Origin of the sequence: Hyphobacterium marinum (genome assembly GCF_036330325.1) — a bacterium.
In the GTDB taxonomy this organism is placed as follows: Bacteria; Pseudomonadota; Alphaproteobacteria; order Caulobacterales; family Maricaulaceae; genus Hyphobacterium; species Hyphobacterium marinum.
This window is the reverse complement of sequence record NZ_JAZDRO010000004.1, coordinates 107,829-124,873: the sequence shown is the minus strand read 5'-3', so window position 1 is coordinate 124,873 and position 17,045 is coordinate 107,829. Positions and strand designations below refer to the sequence as shown.

Here is a 17,045-nt window from a genome sequence, read left to right as displayed (position 1 = left end):
CACCCGTATCAGTCGCCGGAGAGTTGCTGGTCCATGCGCTTGGCCGGTTCGGCGCAGCGCCCTCCGACCGGTTTTGCCGGAACGCCCGCCACGGTGCAATGCGCGGGCACAGGTTCGAGCACGACCGAGCCAGCCGCGATGCGGGCTTCCTCGCCGACCGTGATATTGCCGAGCACTTTCGCGCCGGCCCCGATCAGAACGCCGTCGCCGATCTTGGGGTGGCGGTCGATGCCGGCCTTACCCGTTCCGCCGAGCGTCACGCCGTGCAGAAGGGAGACATCATTGCCGATAACGGCGGTTTCGCCGATGACGACGCCGGTCGCGTGGTCAATCATCACGCCCTGCCCGATCCGCGCGGCCGGGTGAATATCAACCCCGAAGCGCTCCGACATGCGGCTTTGCAGGTGGAAGGCGAGCGTCTCGCGCCCCTCCCCCCAGAGCCAGTGGGCAACGCGGTGCGACTGCAGCGCCAGGAAGCCTTTGAAATAGAGGAAGGGCTGGAGAAGCGAACGGCAGGCCGGATCGCGCTCATCGACGGCGAGCATGTCGGCCGCTGCCTTGTCGGCGATCGTCCGGTCAGCGGCGAGCGCGTTGGCGATGACATCACGCGCCAGCATGGCGTCGAGCTGGGCATCGGCGAGCTTGGCCGCGAGATGGTGCGCCAGAGCGCCGTCAAACCGGTCATGGCGCAGGATGGAAGCATTCAGGAAACTGGCAAGGATGGGCTCTTCGGCAGCCGCAGACGCGGCTTCGACGCGCAGGCGCGACCAGACGGCGGCGGTACCGGTGCGGGCATTGACGGGTTCGGCGGCGCTCATCGTGATCCTCTCCCCTGCCCCAGCAACAGCCCGGTCAGGTCCTCTTCCAGCTGTCCCGATACCGCCATGTAGTGTGTCAGCATCAGCATCGCCACCGTCGGCATGTCCCGATATTCGCCTTTCGCGGCCCGGGCGACGGCCTCCAGGAAGGCGAGGCGCTGTGTGGCGAGGATCTCGGTCCCGTCCGGATCCGGCTCACCCTCGGTCAGCCCCCAGGCGATGAAGCCGAAACCGGTCTCGTCGGTGATGGAGTTCGACAGATCCGCCCGGAATGTCTCTTTCCAGTGCGTGGCCGTCAGCCCGGTCTCCTCGCGCAGTTCACGCTGCGCGCTGTCGAGCGGCGTATCGGTCTTCGGGCCGCCGCCTTCGGGCAATTCCCACTCATACCGGTCGGTCGCGAAGCGGTGCTGGCCCACCAGCGTGATCGTGCCGTCATCATGCACAGGCAGAACGATGATCGCGTAATTCGCCGGCACCATGACGCCATAGCGCCCCGGCTTGCCATCGGGCCGGATGACATCGTGGTCGACGACGCGCATCCACGGGTTTTCATAGGCGAGACGTGTCTCGAGGACCTGCCAGGGGCCACGCTTGTCCATGTTGATCACTTCTGCTGGCTTCAGCCACGATTGAACGCGCGAAGGCTGCCGCGGGCAACCCGGGCCATCAGGCCGGATTTGAATTCGGCCTTGTGGCGCGACAGGCGCACCAGCAGCACGAAGGCGGCCGGGGTAAAGAACAGGGCCAGCAGGGCCGAGCCCGCAACACCGCCTGCAACCGCTGAGGCAAACGGCATCCAGAAGGCGTCACCCTCGATCAGCAGCGGCGTGAACCCGCCGATTGTCGTCAGCGTGGTTGAAACGATGTGGCGCGTCGCGTCGACGACGGTGGACTGCACCGCACCCGGTTTCAGAGCGAGCGCGTCCGGGTTCGATTTGAGTGCTGACAAGACAACGATGGAGCCATTGATCGACAGGCCCACCAGCCCCATCGAGCCGACGATGGCGTTAAATCCGAGCGGGGTTCCGAACAGCCAGACGCCAAAGATCGCCAGCAGGACCGACAGGAAGCCCGTGACCAGGATGATGCCGGCATAGCGGAAGGAATTGAACGCCAGCACCACCGACCCGATCATCAGGATCAGCAGCGGTATGGCCGTGCTGAGCAGGTCCGCCATGGCATCGCCGCGCGATTCGGCTTCGCCGCCAATGCGCATCGAATAGCCCGGCGGCAAGGTAATACCCGCCGCGTCCAGCCGCTCCAGGAAGGCATTCAGCGCCGGGTCGGGCAGGACGAAGGGTTCCAGATAGCCATAGATGGAATTGATCCGCTGGCCGTCCTCGCGCGGAATGGTCGCCACTTCCGGGCGCAGGCTGATCCCGCCCAGGGCTCCGACCGGTACGCTGGTCAGCCCGCCGGTATTCGTCGGCAGGGGCGTGCCTGAAATGTCGGATACCGATGAGCGGCGGGAATCCCGGGTCACGACCCGGACTGGCAATTCCTCGACACCTTCCAGAATGCTGCCGCCCTCGACGCCGTCAAAATCGGTCCGCAAACGGTTGGCGAGCTGGTCGAGGCGCAGTCCTGCCAGTCCGGCTGCAGACTCGTCGATGTCGAGCCTCGCCACCGGAGCGCCCATTTCGAGCGTGGCCACGGTACTGACGACGCCAGGCGTTTCAGCCAGAACCGCACGGACCTCGTCGCCGATCTGGTTGAGCACCTGCAGGTCAGGCCCGGACAGGATCAGCTCGATCGGCGCGGTGATGGGCGGACCCTGCTCAAACGGCTGGGTCAGGAATCGTGCGTGAGGAAACTCCTCGGCGACCTGTTGTTGCACGATGGGCAGCAGCTCGGCTGTCGCAGTAGCGGACTCCGTCCTGACAAAACCGGCGGCAAAGTACGGGGCCGAGGACTGGGCCCCCATGATGTTGTAATAGGTGCGCGGCGCGCTGCGGCCCAGTACCCAGGTCACTTCCTCAACGCCCTCATGGGCCAGGAAAAGCTCGGTCGCGCGCTCGGCCTGGCGGCGCGTCTCCTCGATGGACGTGTTGGCCGGCAGGGTCATCGAGACCGGGAACATGTCGCGGTCTGTCGCCGGGAAGAACTGCATCGGCAGGGTGAAGGCGGCGGCCAGTCCGGCGGCGGGCAGGATCAGCGCGCCGGCGATGCCCGTCCAGGGCCGCTTGACGATGGTGTCGAGCACGCCGCGATAGACTTCGCCCAGCGAGCGGCTGGACAGGCCATTGCGCCAGAAGGGACCGTTCTTGTCCTCGGTCCGGCCATCGTCAAACCAGCCGGCGAAGGCCGGGATGACGGTCATGGCCAGAATGAAGGATGCCACGACGGCGAAAATCACCGAAATCCCGATCATGGAAATGAATTCGCCGGCCGCGCCGGGCATCAGGGCAATCGGCGCGAAGGCGAACACCGTCGTCAGGGTCGATGCCGTCAGCGGCGCAAACAGGTGACGAAGCGCCCTGTTGATGGCGTCCAGCGGCGGCAGGCTGCGCGCCCGCATCAACTTGTATTCGTCGACGACGACAATCGCATTGTCGATCAGCAGGCCAAGTGCCACGACGAGGCCCGTTACCGACATCTGGTGCAGCGGCTCGCCATAGAGATTGATCAGGAAGAGGACGAAGAGGACCGTCAGGGGTAGCGCTGACCCGACAATCAGCGCCGCGCGCCAGCCCATCATCAGGAACAGCACCGCAAAGACGATCGCCGCCGAATAGAGGAAGTTCTCGGCAAGGCCATTGAGGCGGCTCTCGACATAGTCCGACTGCGCGAAGAGCACGTCGACCGACACGCCATGTGTTTCCGCCGCGAACTCCTCGACCAGCGCCCGCGCCCGGCTGGTCCACTGGTCCACCCGCAATTCGGGCTGGAGATAGGCCCCGACCAGAACCGTGCGGGTTCCATTGACCATGGCGAGCGAGGGATCCGGCGTCCGCGCACCCTTCTCGATCTCGGCGATATCGGAGAGACGGACAAATCCGCCATCCGCGGTCTCGGCAATGATGACGGACCGGATCCGGTCAAGGGAATCAAACTCACCCGCGACCTCGATCCCGAGATTGACGTCCTCGCCCCGCAACTCACCTGCCGGCGACTTGGCATCGGAACTCGCGACGAGGCGGGCGACATCATTAACTGTCAGGCCCAGCGGGGCGAGCGCATCGGGGTCGACGATGACCCGGACTTCCTCCTCGATCTCGCCGAAGAGTTGGGTTTCATCGGTACCGGGCACATTGCGCAAACGGTCTTCCAGATCCTGCGCCAGGCGGGACAGGATCGCCATGTTCGGCTCGCTGGAATCGTCCCACTGCAACGCGACGATCAGGGTCGCGGCACCGGTGTAGAAGCGGTCGATATCCGGCGCGATGGTGCCGTCCGGGAAGGTAGGCGTCACGCCATTGACCTGCTCCCGAATACGGTTCCAGGCCTGATCGACTTCGGCGCCGGTCAGGTCCTCGCGTATATCGAGCGTGATGATGGAGACACCGGACCGCGAAACCGAATTGAGTTCCTCGACCTCGGATAACTCCATCAGCGCCCGCTCAATCGGGTCCGTGATCAGCGCTTCGACGCGCTCGGCCGAGGCTCCGGCGAAGACGGTCGTGATCGCGCCATAGCGTTCGGTCAGACTGGGGTCTTCCTGACGGCCCAGCGTCAGGAAGGCCGCCGCACCCGCTGCGATCAGCAGAAGGACGGCCAGAATGGACAGCCGGGAATAACGATAGAAGAGCGTCGTCATTGGCCTTGCCCGGAAAGCGGGCGAACCCGCTGCCCCGGCGTCACCCGCTGCAGGCCGCTGGCAAGGATGAGAGCACCGTGATCGACGGCTCCGCGGACAAAGACGCGGTCCGCTTCCACGCGCAGGGCTTCAACGCTGTGCGGCTCAATGCGGTACGCCCCGCCCTCGGCTTCAGCCAGCGCATAAACCGACCAGAGCCCCCGGCGTCCTTCGGCAAGGGCACTGGTGGGAACCCAGAAGCCCTCGGCATCGATCGGCGCATCCAACACCAGGCGCGCGACCTGACCGGCCTGGGCCGACTGTCCCGCCGCAACATCGAAGACGGCGGTAACAGACCGGCTTTGCACGTCCACGACACCCGTCGACGCACGGAACATCGCTTCGATTTCTCCGGAATCGATATGGAAATCATAGGGTTGTCCGGCGACGAGCCGGGCGGCTGTCACTGGCGGCAAGCCGACACGGATTTCAAGAGCACCATCTTCGACGATATTGAGAATGGCCTGCCCGGGGGCGGCTATGGCCCCTTCATCGACCATGCGCGCGGTCACGACTCCGTCATAAGGTGCGGCGATCACAGACAGGGCGAGCTGGGCCCGCAGGGCATCAGCCGAGGCTGCAGCGGCGGCGCGGCGCGCATCCGCAGCCTGGGTCGCAGTCGTCGCCTCATCAAGGCGCTGGGGCGAGATATGCCCGCGTTCCATCAGGGTTCGCTGGCGTTCCTCGGTGGCGCGCGCCAGCGAGACCTGGACCCGTGCTTCGGCCGTTTGGGCGTCGGCGGCGGCGATCTGGGCGGCCAGCGCGCTGGTATCGAGTTCGGCAAGGACATCGCCCGCGGCGACCCGGTCACCGACATCGACACGCATGGCCTCGATCCGTCCCCCGCGTTCAAACCCCAGCGCGCTTTCGCGCCGTGCCGTCACCAGGCCGGGAAAGGCCTCGCCAATGCGGGCATCGGCCGTATAGGTCACGACAAGGGTTTCGACAGGGAGAATGCCGGACCGGCTGCTGGCCTCCTGCGCATCGGCTCCGCGAAGCGTCGTGACCAGCACAATAATTCCCGCCATCGCGACAGCCGCAAGGGCAACCATCGCACCGGCTCCGAGCCGTCTCAGATCAAACGGGGTGGCCATGACTGCCCTGCACTTTCACACCTGCTCATACGCCGGAGCAGGCATGTAGACCATCCACCATCGTTTGAAAAGTGAACGGTGTTCACTTTATTATGTGACGCTGTCAGGGACGCAGGCCGCGAATGATCAGATCGGTATGAAAATCGATGACGGCGTCACGGGTTACGTGTTCCGAACCGGGCATGCCGTGGGGGAAGTCTTCCATCGACGCCAGCAGGGTGGCGAGACCGTGGACACAAGCCCACACGCTCTTGGAGGCAACCGCCGGGTCCATGTCGCGAAACACGCCGGTGGAAATGCCCGCCGTGACCATTTCCTTCAGCTGTTTCTCCGCCACAAAAGCATAGCTGCTCTCGTCCGGCGTCTTGTGATTGTCCCAGTTGGAGAAAGCCATCAGGTAGTGTTTGGGCTCTTCCAGGGCGGTGTCGATATAGGCCCGTCCGCACCGGGCGCACAGGATGTGCATCTCGCCACCGGACTCCGCAGCTTCGTCCATCCGCGAGATCAGACGCTCGAAGAACAGCTCCCGCATCTCCTCGAACAGGGCTTCCTTGGAGTCGAAATACTTGTAGATCGCGGCCGGAGAGTAATCGATCGCCTCGGCCAGGCGCCGCATCGAGATCCCGGCTTCGCCATCGGTTGCGAATATCGTCTCGGCAGCGTCAATGATGGCATCACGGACACGGCGGCGGCGGCGTTCGGCAGGGGTAATGTCTTCAACGGCGATGTCGGTCATTCCGGCATATTCCCAAGCGTTTGGTCGAATGGCGGTTTCGCCAGACTTGTCCCTCATATAAGAACGCCTTCAACAAACCGTCAAAGTCGCCGCTCACCGGAATCGCTTACATGACCGACGAAAACACCGACCAGCCCAATATTTCCGCACCCGAGCCAGGAGAGCGACTGACCGCAGCGCAAGCCAGCCTTGACCGGCTATCCCTGCTGGCGCGCCGCCGTTCGACCGCGGCGGTCGCCCTGTCGGAACCGGGACCCTCCCCGGACGAAATCGAGACCCTGATCCGTATTGCCCAGCGGGTACCCGATCACGGCAAGCTGGCCCCCTGGCGCTTCATGATATTCCAGGGGCCGGCGCGGGAAAGCTTCGGCCATGTGCTGGCGAAGATCGCCTCAGTCGGCAATGACGCCATGACCGACGAGCAGCTCGAACTGGAACGCGGCCGCCTGACCCGCGCGCCACTGGTCATTGCGGTGATCTCGACCGTGATCGAGAACCACAAGATTCCCGAATGGGAGCAGATCCTGTCGGCCGGAGCCGTTTGCCAGACCATGCTGCTGGCCGCGAATGCGATGGGTTATGGCGGGCAATGGCTGACCGAGTGGTACGCCTATCACCCGGCGGTTCGGGACTCGATGGGCCTCAGGTCAGGCGAGCGGGTCGCCGGATTCATGTACTTCGGTACAGCGTCCGATGACCCGGTTGAACGTCTGCGCCCGAAATCGGCCGTGGAATTCTGGGAAGCCTAGCCCCGTCCGCGATAGGGCGCGACGCCCTGTTCGGGTATCCACACGCCTTGTGGCGCATCGCCGGTCTGGAAGAAGACATCGATAGGGATGCCGCCGCGCGGATACCAGTAGCCACCAATCCGCAGCCAGGCCGGCTCGATCTCGCGCACCAGCCGCTGGGCGATGCCGGTCGTGCAGGCTTCGTGAAAATCGCCGTGATTGCGGAAAGAGGTCAGGAAGAGCTTCAGCGACTTTGATTCCACGATCCATTTATTCGGTATGTAGTCGATGACGAGATGGGCGAAATCGGGTTGGCCGGTCACCGGGCAAAGCGAGGTGAATTCCGGACAGGTAAAGCGGATCAGGTACGGCGCGTCGCATGGATTGGCGACGCGTTCGAGTACCGCTTCATCGGGCGATTTCGCGGTGGCCGCGCTGTCGCCCAGCTGCCGCAGCTCTTGATAATTCGGGTCGGTCATGACCGCTCCCCTAGCGGCTCGCGGCGGCGCGCGCAATTGCCCGCGCCGTCCGTCGCGGATATCACCAGAATTTGTGACAGCGGCAATAGCCTCACCCGCCAACGCGGTGTATGAGGGCGCCGCTTTCAACCCGAGACGGAACGGCCTTGCCACACGGGGCCGCACAAACGCCTGGAGATCGAGACATGCACATTGGCGTCCCCAAGGAAATCAAGGTTCGCGAGTATCGCGTCGGTCTGACCCCGGACGGGGCGTCCGAGCTGGTCCGTGCCGGGCACGACGTGATCGTCCAGACGAGCGCCGGCGATGGCGTGGGTTATTCCGACGACGCCTACAGGGCGGCCGGTGCGAAAATCGCCCCCGACGCCGCCTCGGTCTTTGGTGACAGTGAGCTGATCGTGAAGGTGAAGGAGCCCCAGCCGGTCGAGACCGCGATGCTTACCGAGAAGCACACGCTCTTCACCTATCTCCACCTGGCACCGGATCCGGTTCAGTCCGAGGGCCTGCGCAAATCGGGCTGCATTGCCATCGCCTATGAAACCGTCACCGATGCCGACGGCCGCTTGCCGCTCCTGAAACCGATGTCGGAAGTCGCCGGCCGGATGTCGATCCAGGTTGGCGCGCACTGCCTTGAGAAGACGCAAGGCGGACGCGGCATGCTGCTCGGCGGCGTGCCGGGCGTGCTGCCGGCCAAGGTCGTCATCCTCGGCGGCGGTGTCGCCGGGACCCATGCGGCCGAAATGGCGCTGGGTGCCCGCGCCGACGTCACGGTCTTCGACCGCTCCAACAAGCGCTTGGCCGAGCTCGACACCCAGTTTGGCGGCATGGTCAAAACGGCCTTCTCGACCCCGGCTGCGGTGGAAAAGGCCGTCCACGAAGCCGACCTGATCATTGGCGCAGTCCTGATCCCGGGTGCCGCTGCGCCGAAACTGGTCACGCGCGCCATGCTGAAGGACATGAAGGACGGAGCGGTTCTCGTCGACATCGCCATCGACCAGGGCGGCTGTTTCGAAACGTCCAAGGCGACGACCCACGACGATCCGACCTACATCATCGACGGCATTGTCCACTATTGCGTGGCGAACATGCCGGGCGCGGTGGCCCGCACCTCGACGCAGGCCCTGACCAACGCCACCCTGCCCTTTACCGCGGCGCTGGCGCGGCACGGCGCGATTGGTGCGCTCAATGCCGATCCGCATCTGGCGCGGGGTCTCAATGTCGCAGAAGGCGAGATCACCTACGAGCCGGTCGCGCACGACCTCGGCGTGCCCTACCACAAGCCGGAATGGCTCACTTCAATCTAGCATCCAGGGCCGTCAGCGCGGCCTAGATCGGCATTTTCAGGATGTCGTTATAGGCCCGCACGACCTCGTCGCGGATCGCCATCACGGTTTCCAGCTGAACCTCGGCAGCGGCCACCGCAGTGACCACGTCGACAAGTTCGGCCTGGCCGGTCGCGGCCTGTGCCGTCATGGTTTCAGCGGTGCGCAGCGCATCGCCAGTGCTCGCTACGGCGTTGTTGACCATGGCGGCGAACTCGGTGGCGGCGGTCTCGTCGGGTTGAGCAATACCTGGCGTTTGCCCCGCGGACTGGGCGGCGGCGAGATAGGCGCGCAGGGCGGCGGGATCCATGGCCATTGGCTACTCCAGCGGCAACGGGCGCGTTTTGCGCCCGCTAGGGGTTATCGTCTCAACAGGTCGAGCGCGCGTTCCATCATGCGGCGGCTCGATTCGACCATGTTGAGATTGGCTTCGTAACTGCGTTGCGCTTCGCGCATGTCCATCAGCTCGATCAGCGTCTGGACGTTCGGGTATTTGACATAGCCGTCATCATTGGCGGCCGGGTGACCGGGCTCGTATCGCAGATCAAAGTCGGACCGGTCGGCATCGACACCGGTCATGCGCACGACTTCCAGGCCAGTCATCCGGTCCATTTCGGCCTCGAAAATCGGCACCTGGCGGCGGTACGGGTCGCCGCCCGGGTCGCTCGATGTCGATCCGGCATTGGCGATGTTTTCTGCAATGATGCGCATGCGCGCGGACTGGGCGCGCAAGCCTGCCGCGGCAATCGAGAGAGCATCAGAAGCGTCTGTCATCGCGTGTCTCCTTCAGTCCCTAGCGGCCCGCCGGGCGCGCAGCCATGCGCATCAGGGCGAGGCTCTTCTGGTAGAGGCTCATCGCCGTCTCGTAGCGCAGTCGGTTTTCCTGGGCACGGACCATCTGTTCTTCCAGATTGACCGAATTGCCGTTGACCGTCGTTTCGGAGTCAGGGCGCGAGGCAACCGAATAAGTGCGTCCGCCCGCCCCGCCCTGCGGGACGATATGGCCGGGCTGACTGGCGGTCATGGCTACGGCAGACGATGATGCGCTGTTGCGCATCTGGCTCGTCAGGGCGCGGTGAAACTCGGCTTCGGACAGGTCGTTGGGCGTGTAGCCGGGCGTGTCGGCATTGGCGACATTCTGGGCGAGCACGCGCTGACGCTCGGACAGGAATCCCATGGATTCCCGCAGCAGCGAAAGGACGTTCGTGTCTCCAATGGCCATGGCTATACCGGTGTATCTGGACTGGGTCTGAACCTGAACCGCGCCGTTTAACGCGCCGTTAACGACGTCCGTCCCGAATGGGCGTTAACCAAGGTTGATGAGTCGTGAACCTGCGCCCATGGACGTCGTTGATTTCGCCCGTTATTTCGCCGCCCTCGCCGTCGTGCTGGGCCTGCTGGGCCTGCTCGCGCTCGGGGCACGGCAAGGCTGGCTGTCCCGCCTGATGACCAAGGTCGCCCATTCGCGCCTTCCGGGCATTCAGAATGACCGCCGGATGCGGGTACGCGAAACGCTGATCCTCGATCCACGCCGGCGGCTGGTCATCGTCAATTGCGACGGTGAAGACCATCTCCTTCTGCTCGGCCCGAATGCAGAAACGGTGATCGACCGGAAACCGGAAAAGACCGGACCCGGAGCGGTGTCATGATGCGCTTCATCGCTCTTCTTGCCGCTGCTGCCGGTCTGGCACTGACGGCAACAGGCGCAGCCGACGCGTCCGTCTCGCTCAGCCTCGGCGATGAAGGCATGCTGACCGAGCGTGTGCTGCAGCTGGTCGCCCTGCTGACCATCCTGTCGCTGGCCCCGTCCATCGTCATCATGACGACGTCCTTTGTGCGGATCGTGGTTGTCCTGTCGCTGCTTCGCACCGCCATCGGCCTGCAGCAGAGCCCGCCCAATGCGGTGCTGACCAGTCTCGCCATCTTCCTGACCGTCTTCATCATGGCCCCGGTCTTCACCCAGGCCTATGAGCGCGGCATTGAGCCGCTGATGAACCAGGAAATGGAAATGGACGAGGCTTTCGCCGAAGCCTCCGCACCGGTGAAGACGTTCATGCTCGCCCACACACGCGAGGACGACCTGGCGCTGTTTATCGGCTTCATGGACGGGGAACCGCCTGAAAGTGCAGAGGAAACGCCCTTCTTTGTTGTTGCGCCGTCCTTCATGATTTCGGAATTGCGGCGCGCTTTCGAGATCGGCTTCCTGCTCTTCATTCCCTTCCTGATCATCGACCTCGTCGTCGCATCGATCCTGATGTCGATGGGTATGATGATGCTGCCACCGATCGTGATCTCGCTGCCGTTCAAGCTGATTTTCTTCGTGCTGGTCGATGGCTGGCGGCTGGTCACGGGCAGCCTGGTAGAAAGCTTTGGGACGGTGAATCTGCCACCCGGTTGATCGGCTTTAAGCCCCGCCGGCAAATCGCTCGCGGAAGCGGTCCATGAAGGCATCGAGCGTATCGATGTCGGCGACCTGACGAGCAAGATCACCCACTCGCGCATCACCCGACACCGTGGCATCGCTGGTCAGGACCGAGAAGGCCGCAGCCTGATCGGTCGCCGCCATGGCCGCGCCATAGCGCTCGCGCAACCGGACGATATTGCTGCGCTCTCCCGCGAGATTGTAGGCGATGGCCGCGCGCAGGATATCGGTCTGTTCGGATGGCTGGAGCGGGCTGTCCTCGGACCAGCGATTGCCGAGCGCGGCTTCGAGACGCCGTCCGGCATCGGGCCAGTCGCGGCGGTCCCAGGCGACATCGGCGCGCAGGCGCACGGCGGTCTCGCTGGAGTCATTCTCGACCAGTTCCAGCGCGTGGTCGTAACGTTCCAGTTCGGCATGGGCGCGGGCTTCCAGCAGCCGGCGCTGGGCGACCATTTCAGCAGGCAGGCCAGCGACACGCGTGGCGCGAAGCAGGTTGAGCGCCTCGCCCGGACGCCGGTCCATCAGGTAGATCACGGCGAGATCCGTGGCGACACTGGCGCGGGCTGACGGCTCGTGCAGACGGCTGTCGACCTGGTGACGCAGGAGCTGGGCCGCAGGATCCAGCAGGTCGAATGCGACCAGCCGGTCGGCCAGGCGCCGGATCATGCGATCGCCGTCCGCCCCGATGGGCGTCAGGTGGGAGTATTCGTAGAAGAGCGCGACCGCCTCGATCGGGTCCATACGATCAGCTTCCCCGTTGAGGAAAAGCCGCCGGAAGACGCGGCTCATCTCCACGCCGATACGGCGCGATGCCGGGCTGTCGGGGAAGCGGGCGCGGGCATTGCTCATCGCTTCAAGCCCTTGCGCAAAGGCCCCTTCGCGGATGTAGAGCGAACCCAGAAGGCGGATCGAATCGAGTTCGACGTCATCGCCGCGCCAGCGGTAGCGCAGCATTTCGAGCGCCTCGGCCCCTTCGTGAGCGGTGATGTCGCCGGCATCGAGCTGGAGCCGGTAAAGCTCGAACAGGGCGCGAGCTTCCACATCCGGGAAACCGGACTCTCCTAACGCAGTCAGCCGGCGCATGGCGCGGTCAACATCGCCATTAGCCGCATCAATGCGGGCACCAATCCATTCGGCGCGGGCGGCCGTGTGTTCGTCGGGAGCGTCACTGCCCAGCCGGCGCAGGTGTTCGGTGGCCGACGTGAAGTCGTTGAGTTCCAGCGCGGTCAGGGCATTGGCCACACGAAAGCGTGCGCGCCAGGCCGGGGTGTAGTCATAGATCGACTCCCGGCCCTGCTCGAAGCGGCGGCTGGCCTCTTCCCACTCCTCACGTTCCACGGCGATCAGGGCGCGCCAGGGGGCCGCGGCAGTATCGGCCATCAGAACGGGCTGGGAGAAAGCGGCGCGCGCGTCCTCGACGCGGCCCATCATCAAACTGGCCACACCGATCAGCGCATTGACATGCGGGTCACTGCCGACCGCCGGGCTGGCGTCAATGGCCGTGGCGAGCACACCCAGCGCTTCGGGGGCGAGCTCATTGGCGATCAGGAAGCGCGCAAAGGCGACCCGGGCGGGCGCATCCTCGGGCGCAGCCAGGCGTTCCAGCCGCGCATAATTGGCCCAGAAATCCCCGGCGCCGCGCCAGGCGTCGACATCAACAAAGGCCGGAGAAGCCCCGGCACTGGCGCGGACCAGGCTGGTGCGGCCCGAATTGGTGGGTGACAGGGCCAGACCGTCGGGACGGGCGAAGACCGCCTCCTGCCCATCGAGCGTGACGGTCAGATCATCTGCCGCCGTCTCGGCAGCCGCGCCGTGCGCGGACGGCAGGATTGCGGCCCCCATGAAATCACGGCGCGCGGAAATACCCTCGATCGGCGCGAGCGCCGTAATCACGGCCAATCGATCACCCACGACCGGATCATCAATCCACAGGCTGTGCTGCGCACCTTCCAGTGTCACCGTGATACGCGCGGGCGATCCGGGGCGGGCTTCCCGCTGCACTGTGGCCGGGCGCGGCGGTGTGTCGATGGCCTCGGAGAACACCACCGTCCAGGCATTTCCGGACTGGCGAACCTCGGCATTCGTCGAGCGCGGGGTAACCACGCGCGCGGCAGAATAGCCATCGCCGCGATAGGTCTCGAAACCGGTGACATGCCCCCGGCTGCCGTGGGCAATCTCGGAAAGGTCGAGACTCGCTTCGGCATCGAAGACGATCCAGATCGCCTCACCGCGCCGGAATACGGCCGCGCCCACAGGTCCCGCCCAGTCAAACCGGGCGACCAGGTCTCCGGCCGCCTCCGTCGCAGCAACGCGAACCTCACCATCGGCCGGAACGGGGTCCGCCCGGACTTCCGGCGGGGACAATGTCAACCCCGTTTCGCTATCCCCGGCCTGCGGCACGTCCAGTTCCGCATAGTCCACAGGGTCGCCGACCGGGTCGTCGACCGGCAGCGCCTCGGTTGCGACCGCTGTCACGTCAGCCGGGTCCTCCAACGGGGCATCGGTGGCCAACGGTGTAGTGCTGTCCGCACTCTCGACATCATTATCCGGAGACTGGCTTTGAGCCCCGGATGTCTCGGCGGTTTCTGCCGCTTCATTCAACGTCGCCAACGCGCTCAGCAATTGCGCGGCATCGGCGGCGGACGGGTCGAGCAGGTCAACGACGATCCGGTTGTCCTCACGCCAGGCGCGCGCACTGACTTCGGGATCCAGCGTCAGGACGAGCGTATAATCGTTATCTCCGCGCGCGCCCTGCAGCGTTTCCAGCAATCGCGGTGGCGAGGCACGCAGGGGCGCGAGATCCATTTCGGCGGGGCGTGAGAACACAATCGTCGCCGTCTCGCCATTCTGGGAAAGCGTGTAGTCGACATCTTCCGGCCAGACGAATTCGATCCGGGTGTACTCGCTCGCCTGACCGTATTCGATCGCGACCGCCAGCGCTTCGGGCGGTGGTGGGGGTGGTGCGGCGGCGGCTGCAGCAGCAGCATCAATCTCGCGCTGTTCGCGCAGGGAAATCACCCGCGGCGGCGCGCTCGCTCCCGCCGGTACAAGGTCAATTGCAACAATATTGTAGGACGACGAGACCTGCGGCTGGAGCGCGGCCCCGGTCATGGCAAAGCGCAGCGCCCGGCCGTCCGGATCAATCCTTGCCATAGCGGCCCGGCCACCCAGCTCGTCAAGCAGAGCCTGTACATTGCCTTCAATGGGTTCGGAAAACCGCGCAATCAGCACCTGGCCGCCCGCAGCCGCTTCGATCTCCGCGCTCGGGCGGTCGTCGGCGGAGGCTTCGGGATAGACCACGCGGATACGTGACACATCACCGATCTGTTCGACTTCGAACGTCACCGGCTCCTGCGCGAAAGCCCCGCCCGCGAGGGACAGGGCCAGCGCCAGCGCCGTCAGGGAGACCGTATGCCTAGCCTTCCTGGCCAAGCCGCGCCTCCAGGTCGGACGCCGTTTCGGGCAGTGTGTACCGGTTCGCGATCAGCGCGGTCAGGCGTGCGGCCGCGGTCACATCCATCTCGGCCATGATGGCCGAAAAGACCTGGGCCGACATGTTCTCGTGCGTAGCAATGGCGACCTGCGTCCGCTCGTCGAGCGCCACGATCCGTTCCGCCGCGCTATCGGGCTCCATCGTCCGGTAGAAATTCACGATCCGCAGGATCTCGCCCTGCTCCCGCTCATTCAGCGTTCCCATCAGCGTGTCGATATCATCGCGCAGAGCGCGCAGCTCCGTGATCCGCTCATCAACCCGCGCCTCGGCGGCCTGGAGCAGGCTTTCGCGGGTATCGATCTCGGCTTCGCGCTGATCGAGACTGCGGCGGCGTTCGGAGAGCGAGCGCAGAACCTCGATTTCAGACGGGCTGGCCCCGACGCGTTCGGCAAAGGCGTCCGTGGTGGTCTCGACCGCCGGGCAGTTGGCTTCGGTTGCAGCTGACAGGTCCGGCAGGAAGGGCTCTTCGGTGTCGGTGTCAGCCGCATCACCGGAACCGTCGCTTCCAGCGGTATCGGCTGTATAGGCCGCCCAGGCGTCGGACACGCCGAAACCGAAATCGAGCGCCTTCATGACGAAAAGCCCCCCTGCGAGGAGGGCGATCGAAGCGAGGATGCGAACCGGAGCCTTCATGAGATCAACGGACGTCCTTCATGTCGGAAAAGACCGTACGGCGGCCACCCTCTGGGAAGACATCCGAGACGGGCCGGCGCGCGGGCCGGCTGGCCAGCGCATCCGCGCGGCGTTCAGCGCCGGAGGTGAGAAGCCGCAGCTCGTCGGAGAGACGGCGGGCCTCGCGCACGCTGTCTTCCAGCTCGTCACCGGACTCCCGGGTCGCGCGCTGCAAGGCAGCCAGGCTGGCACGGGCGCGGTCGGTGGCCTCATCAAGTGCAATGACGGACTGGCGAATACCATCCTGCCCGGACTTGAGTGCGCGCAGCTTGGCATCAACGCGCCACATCATCACCGCCGCGACCAGCAGCAGGACCGCCACGGCCCCTTCGAAGATCAAACCGGCATATGTCATGTAAACCTCATCATCGCCTTGCGGGCACTGGGAGAAAGCGGATTGTCGAGACGCAGCGCGACATTGCGGCCGATCCGGCCCATGCGCCCGCGCGATAGCGGAATGGAGCCGCAGCGCAATTCGATGCTCGAGTCGGGCGTCGCGTCGAGATAGAGCGTGTCGCCGACCTTGAGATTCATCACCTTGCCGAGCGGCATGCGGGTTTCATCCAGCACCGCTGAGACTTCCATATTGGTCGACCAGAGCTCGGTGGCGAGGTGGCTTTCCCAGATATTGTCGCGGCCGAACTTCTCGCCCATGAACTGCTGGAGCAGCATTTTACGGATCGGCTCGAGCGTCGCGTAAGGCAGGAGAAGCTCGATCCGCCCGCCGCGGTCTTCCATGTCGATGCGGAGCTTGACCAGGATCGCCGCATTGGCCGGGCGCGCGATGGCGGCGAAGCGCGGATTGGTCTCGATCCGCTCCAGCGTGAAATCGACTTCGGTCAGCGGTTCGAAGGCCTGTTTGGCGTCGCCCAGCACGACCTCGATCATGCGCTGGACCAGCGTGCGCTCGATCGTGGTGTAGGGACGCCCTTCGATCCGCATGGCGGACGTGCCGCGCCGGCCGCCGAGCAGAACATCCACGACCGAATAGATCAGGTTGGAGTCGACCGTCAGCAGGCCGTAATTGTCGAGCTGCTGTGCACGGAAGACCGACAGGATCGCCGGCAGCGGGATCGAGTTGAGATAATCCCCGAACCGGATCGAGGAAATATTGTCGAGGCTGACCTCGACATTGTCGGACGTGAAATTGCGCAGGCTCGTCGTCATCAACCGCACGAGGCGGTCGAAGACGATTTCCAGCATGGGCAGGCGCTCATAGGACACGAGCGCAGAATTAATGATCGCGCGTATGCCCGACCGGTCATTGCCGTCATCATCGGAAACCGAGAAGCCCAGCAGGCTATCGATCTCGTCCTGGTTGAGAATACGCTCAGGCGCGGAGCCGGTCGATGACGGGGCTTCCCCCTCGCCCTCGCCGACCATGGATTCCCATTCTTGCTCGAGCTCGTCTCCCTCACCGCCCGCTGCCGCAGCCTCGGGCGCGTCGTCATCCTGAAAGGACTTGGCTTCTGCTGCGTCAGCCAT

The 17,045-nt window shown here is 64.8% G+C and carries 17 protein-coding genes; 4 read left to right on the top strand and 13 right to left on the bottom strand.

From position 1 onward, the window contains the following. Positions 1–8 precede the first annotated feature (8 nt). The 5 genes from cysE to V0U35_RS10275 form a co-directional block, all read right to left on the bottom strand. Positions 9–818 (bottom strand): serine O-acetyltransferase, encoded by an 810-nt coding sequence (gene cysE, locus V0U35_RS10295; RefSeq protein ID WP_330196630.1) that lies wholly within the window; start codon positions 816–818, stop codon positions 9–11. Beyond that, positions 815–1,417 (bottom strand): NUDIX domain-containing protein, encoded by a 603-nt coding sequence (locus V0U35_RS10290; RefSeq protein ID WP_330196629.1) that lies wholly within the window; start codon positions 1,415–1,417, stop codon positions 815–817. Before V0U35_RS10290 ends, cysE begins: the two co-directional genes overlap by 4 nt. 20 nt (positions 1,418–1,437) lie before the next feature. Beyond that, the gene (locus V0U35_RS10285) at positions 1,438–4,575 is read right to left on the bottom strand and encodes an efflux RND transporter permease subunit (RefSeq protein WP_330196628.1); all 3,138 of its coding nucleotides are present in this window, start codon (positions 4,573–4,575) and stop codon (positions 1,438–1,440) included. Further along, positions 4,572–5,708, bottom strand: a complete 1,137-nt coding sequence (locus V0U35_RS10280; RefSeq protein ID WP_330196627.1) for an efflux RND transporter periplasmic adaptor subunit — start codon at positions 5,706–5,708, stop codon at positions 4,572–4,574. Before V0U35_RS10280 ends, V0U35_RS10285 begins: the two co-directional genes overlap by 4 nt. Positions 5,709–5,811: 103 nt before the next feature. Continuing rightward, complete coding sequence (locus V0U35_RS10275) at positions 5,812–6,444, bottom strand: TetR/AcrR family transcriptional regulator (protein WP_330196626.1); 633 nt, start codon at positions 6,442–6,444, stop codon at positions 5,812–5,814. 110 nt (positions 6,445–6,554) lie between these two features. Here V0U35_RS10275 and V0U35_RS10270 point away from each other — a divergent pair, with 110 nt between their 5' ends. Next, complete coding sequence (locus tag V0U35_RS10270) at positions 6,555–7,193, top strand: nitroreductase family protein (protein WP_330196625.1); 639 nt, start codon at positions 6,555–6,557, stop codon at positions 7,191–7,193. Here the strand turns inward: V0U35_RS10270 and queF are convergent. After that, the gene (gene queF, locus V0U35_RS10265) at positions 7,190–7,651 is read right to left on the bottom strand and encodes a preQ(1) synthase (protein ID WP_330196624.1); all 462 of its coding nucleotides are present in this window, start codon (positions 7,649–7,651) and stop codon (positions 7,190–7,192) included. The two genes, V0U35_RS10270 and queF, sit on opposite strands and share 4 nt — an antisense overlap. Positions 7,652–7,836: 185 nt before the next feature. On the opposite strand from queF, the gene ald reads away from it, so the two are divergent. Next, the gene (ald, locus tag V0U35_RS10260) at positions 7,837–8,955 is read left to right on the top strand and encodes an alanine dehydrogenase (protein WP_330196623.1); all 1,119 of its coding nucleotides are present in this window, start codon (positions 7,837–7,839) and stop codon (positions 8,953–8,955) included. A gap of 22 nt (positions 8,956–8,977) precedes the next feature. On the opposite strand, the gene fliE is transcribed toward ald, so the two are convergent. The 3 genes from fliE to flgB are packed head-to-tail and all read right to left on the bottom strand — an operon-like array spanning position 8,978 to position 10,195. Then, the gene (gene fliE, locus V0U35_RS10255; protein ID WP_330196622.1) at positions 8,978–9,289 is read right to left on the bottom strand and encodes a flagellar hook-basal body complex protein FliE; all 312 of its coding nucleotides are present in this window, start codon (positions 9,287–9,289) and stop codon (positions 8,978–8,980) included. Between the two features lie 44 nt (positions 9,290–9,333). Then, entirely contained in the window at positions 9,334–9,747 is a 414-nt protein-coding gene (gene flgC, locus V0U35_RS10250) for a flagellar basal body rod protein FlgC (RefSeq protein ID WP_330196621.1), read from the bottom strand. Between the two features lie 19 nt (positions 9,748–9,766). Beyond that, complete coding sequence (gene flgB, locus V0U35_RS10245) at positions 9,767–10,195, bottom strand: flagellar basal body rod protein FlgB (protein WP_330196620.1); 429 nt, start codon at positions 10,193–10,195, stop codon at positions 9,767–9,769. A gap of 97 nt (positions 10,196–10,292) precedes the next feature. On the opposite strand from flgB, the gene V0U35_RS10240 reads away from it, so the two are divergent. Both V0U35_RS10240 and fliP read left to right on the top strand, forming a co-directional pair. Beyond that, complete coding sequence (locus V0U35_RS10240; RefSeq protein WP_330196619.1) at positions 10,293–10,622, top strand: flagellar biosynthetic protein FliO; 330 nt, start codon at positions 10,293–10,295, stop codon at positions 10,620–10,622. Then, on the top strand, positions 10,622–11,371 hold the full coding sequence (fliP, locus tag V0U35_RS10235; RefSeq protein WP_373696405.1) for a flagellar type III secretion system pore protein FliP: 750 nt from the start codon (positions 10,622–10,624) through the stop codon (positions 11,369–11,371). Before V0U35_RS10240 ends, fliP begins: the two co-directional genes overlap by 1 nt. A 6-nt stretch (positions 11,372–11,377) precedes the next feature. Here the strand turns inward: fliP and V0U35_RS10230 are convergent, their stop codons facing one another. From V0U35_RS10230 to fliM, 4 genes are read right to left on the bottom strand one after another with little or no spacing between them, the layout of a single operon-like run. Beyond that, positions 11,378–14,827 (bottom strand): hypothetical protein, encoded by a 3,450-nt coding sequence (locus tag V0U35_RS10230; protein WP_330196617.1) that lies wholly within the window; start codon positions 14,825–14,827, stop codon positions 11,378–11,380. After that, positions 14,811–15,521, bottom strand: a complete 711-nt coding sequence (locus V0U35_RS10225; protein WP_330196616.1) for a MotE family protein — start codon at positions 15,519–15,521, stop codon at positions 14,811–14,813. The genes V0U35_RS10230 and V0U35_RS10225 overlap by 17 nt, the downstream gene beginning before the upstream one ends. Positions 15,522–15,525: 4 nt before the next feature. Beyond that, positions 15,526–15,915 carry a DUF6468 domain-containing protein gene (locus V0U35_RS10220; RefSeq protein WP_330196615.1) on the bottom strand — a complete coding sequence of 130 codons (390 nt, stop codon included), beginning with the start codon at positions 15,913–15,915 and terminating at the stop codon, positions 15,526–15,528. Continuing rightward, entirely contained in the window at positions 15,912–17,045 is a 1,134-nt protein-coding gene (fliM, locus tag V0U35_RS10215; RefSeq protein WP_330196614.1) for a flagellar motor switch protein FliM, read from the bottom strand. Before fliM ends, V0U35_RS10220 begins: the two co-directional genes overlap by 4 nt.

Bases quoted from the DNA above. Each gene is read 5' to 3' on its own strand.
- cysE (WP_330196630.1), bottom strand. From the start codon at position 818: ATGAGCGCCGCCGAACCCGTCAATGCCCGCACCGGTACCGCCGCCGTC.
- V0U35_RS10290 (WP_330196629.1), bottom strand. From the start codon at position 1,417: ATGGACAAGCGTGGCCCCTGGCAGGTCCTCGAGACACGTCTCGCCTAT.
- V0U35_RS10285 (WP_330196628.1), bottom strand. From the start codon at position 4,575: ATGACGACGCTCTTCTATCGTTATTCCCGGCTGTCCATTCTGGCCGTC.
- V0U35_RS10280 (WP_330196627.1), bottom strand. From the start codon at position 5,708: ATGGCCACCCCGTTTGATCTGAGACGGCTCGGAGCCGGTGCGATGGTT.
- V0U35_RS10275 (WP_330196626.1), bottom strand. From the start codon at position 6,444: ATGACCGACATCGCCGTTGAAGACATTACCCCTGCCGAACGCCGCCGC.
- V0U35_RS10270 (WP_330196625.1), top strand. From the start codon at position 6,555: ATGACCGACGAAAACACCGACCAGCCCAATATTTCCGCACCCGAGCCA.
- queF (WP_330196624.1), bottom strand. From the start codon at position 7,651: ATGACCGACCCGAATTATCAAGAGCTGCGGCAGCTGGGCGACAGCGCG.
- ald (WP_330196623.1), top strand. From the start codon at position 7,837: ATGCACATTGGCGTCCCCAAGGAAATCAAGGTTCGCGAGTATCGCGTC.
- fliE (WP_330196622.1), bottom strand. From the start codon at position 9,289: ATGGCCATGGATCCCGCCGCCCTGCGCGCCTATCTCGCCGCCGCCCAG.
- flgC (WP_330196621.1), bottom strand. From the start codon at position 9,747: ATGACAGACGCTTCTGATGCTCTCTCGATTGCCGCGGCAGGCTTGCGC.
- flgB (WP_330196620.1), bottom strand. From the start codon at position 10,195: ATGGCCATTGGAGACACGAACGTCCTTTCGCTGCTGCGGGAATCCATG.
- V0U35_RS10240 (WP_330196619.1), top strand. From the start codon at position 10,293: ATGAGTCGTGAACCTGCGCCCATGGACGTCGTTGATTTCGCCCGTTAT.
- fliP (WP_373696405.1), top strand. From the start codon at position 10,622: ATGCGCTTCATCGCTCTTCTTGCCGCTGCTGCCGGTCTGGCACTGACG.
- V0U35_RS10225 (WP_330196616.1), bottom strand. From the start codon at position 15,521: ATGAAGGCTCCGGTTCGCATCCTCGCTTCGATCGCCCTCCTCGCAGGG.
- V0U35_RS10220 (WP_330196615.1), bottom strand. From the start codon at position 15,915: ATGACATATGCCGGTTTGATCTTCGAAGGGGCCGTGGCGGTCCTGCTG.
- fliM (WP_330196614.1), bottom strand. From the start codon at position 17,045: ATGGCTGACGCAGCAGAAGCCAAGTCCTTTCAGGATGACGACGCGCCC.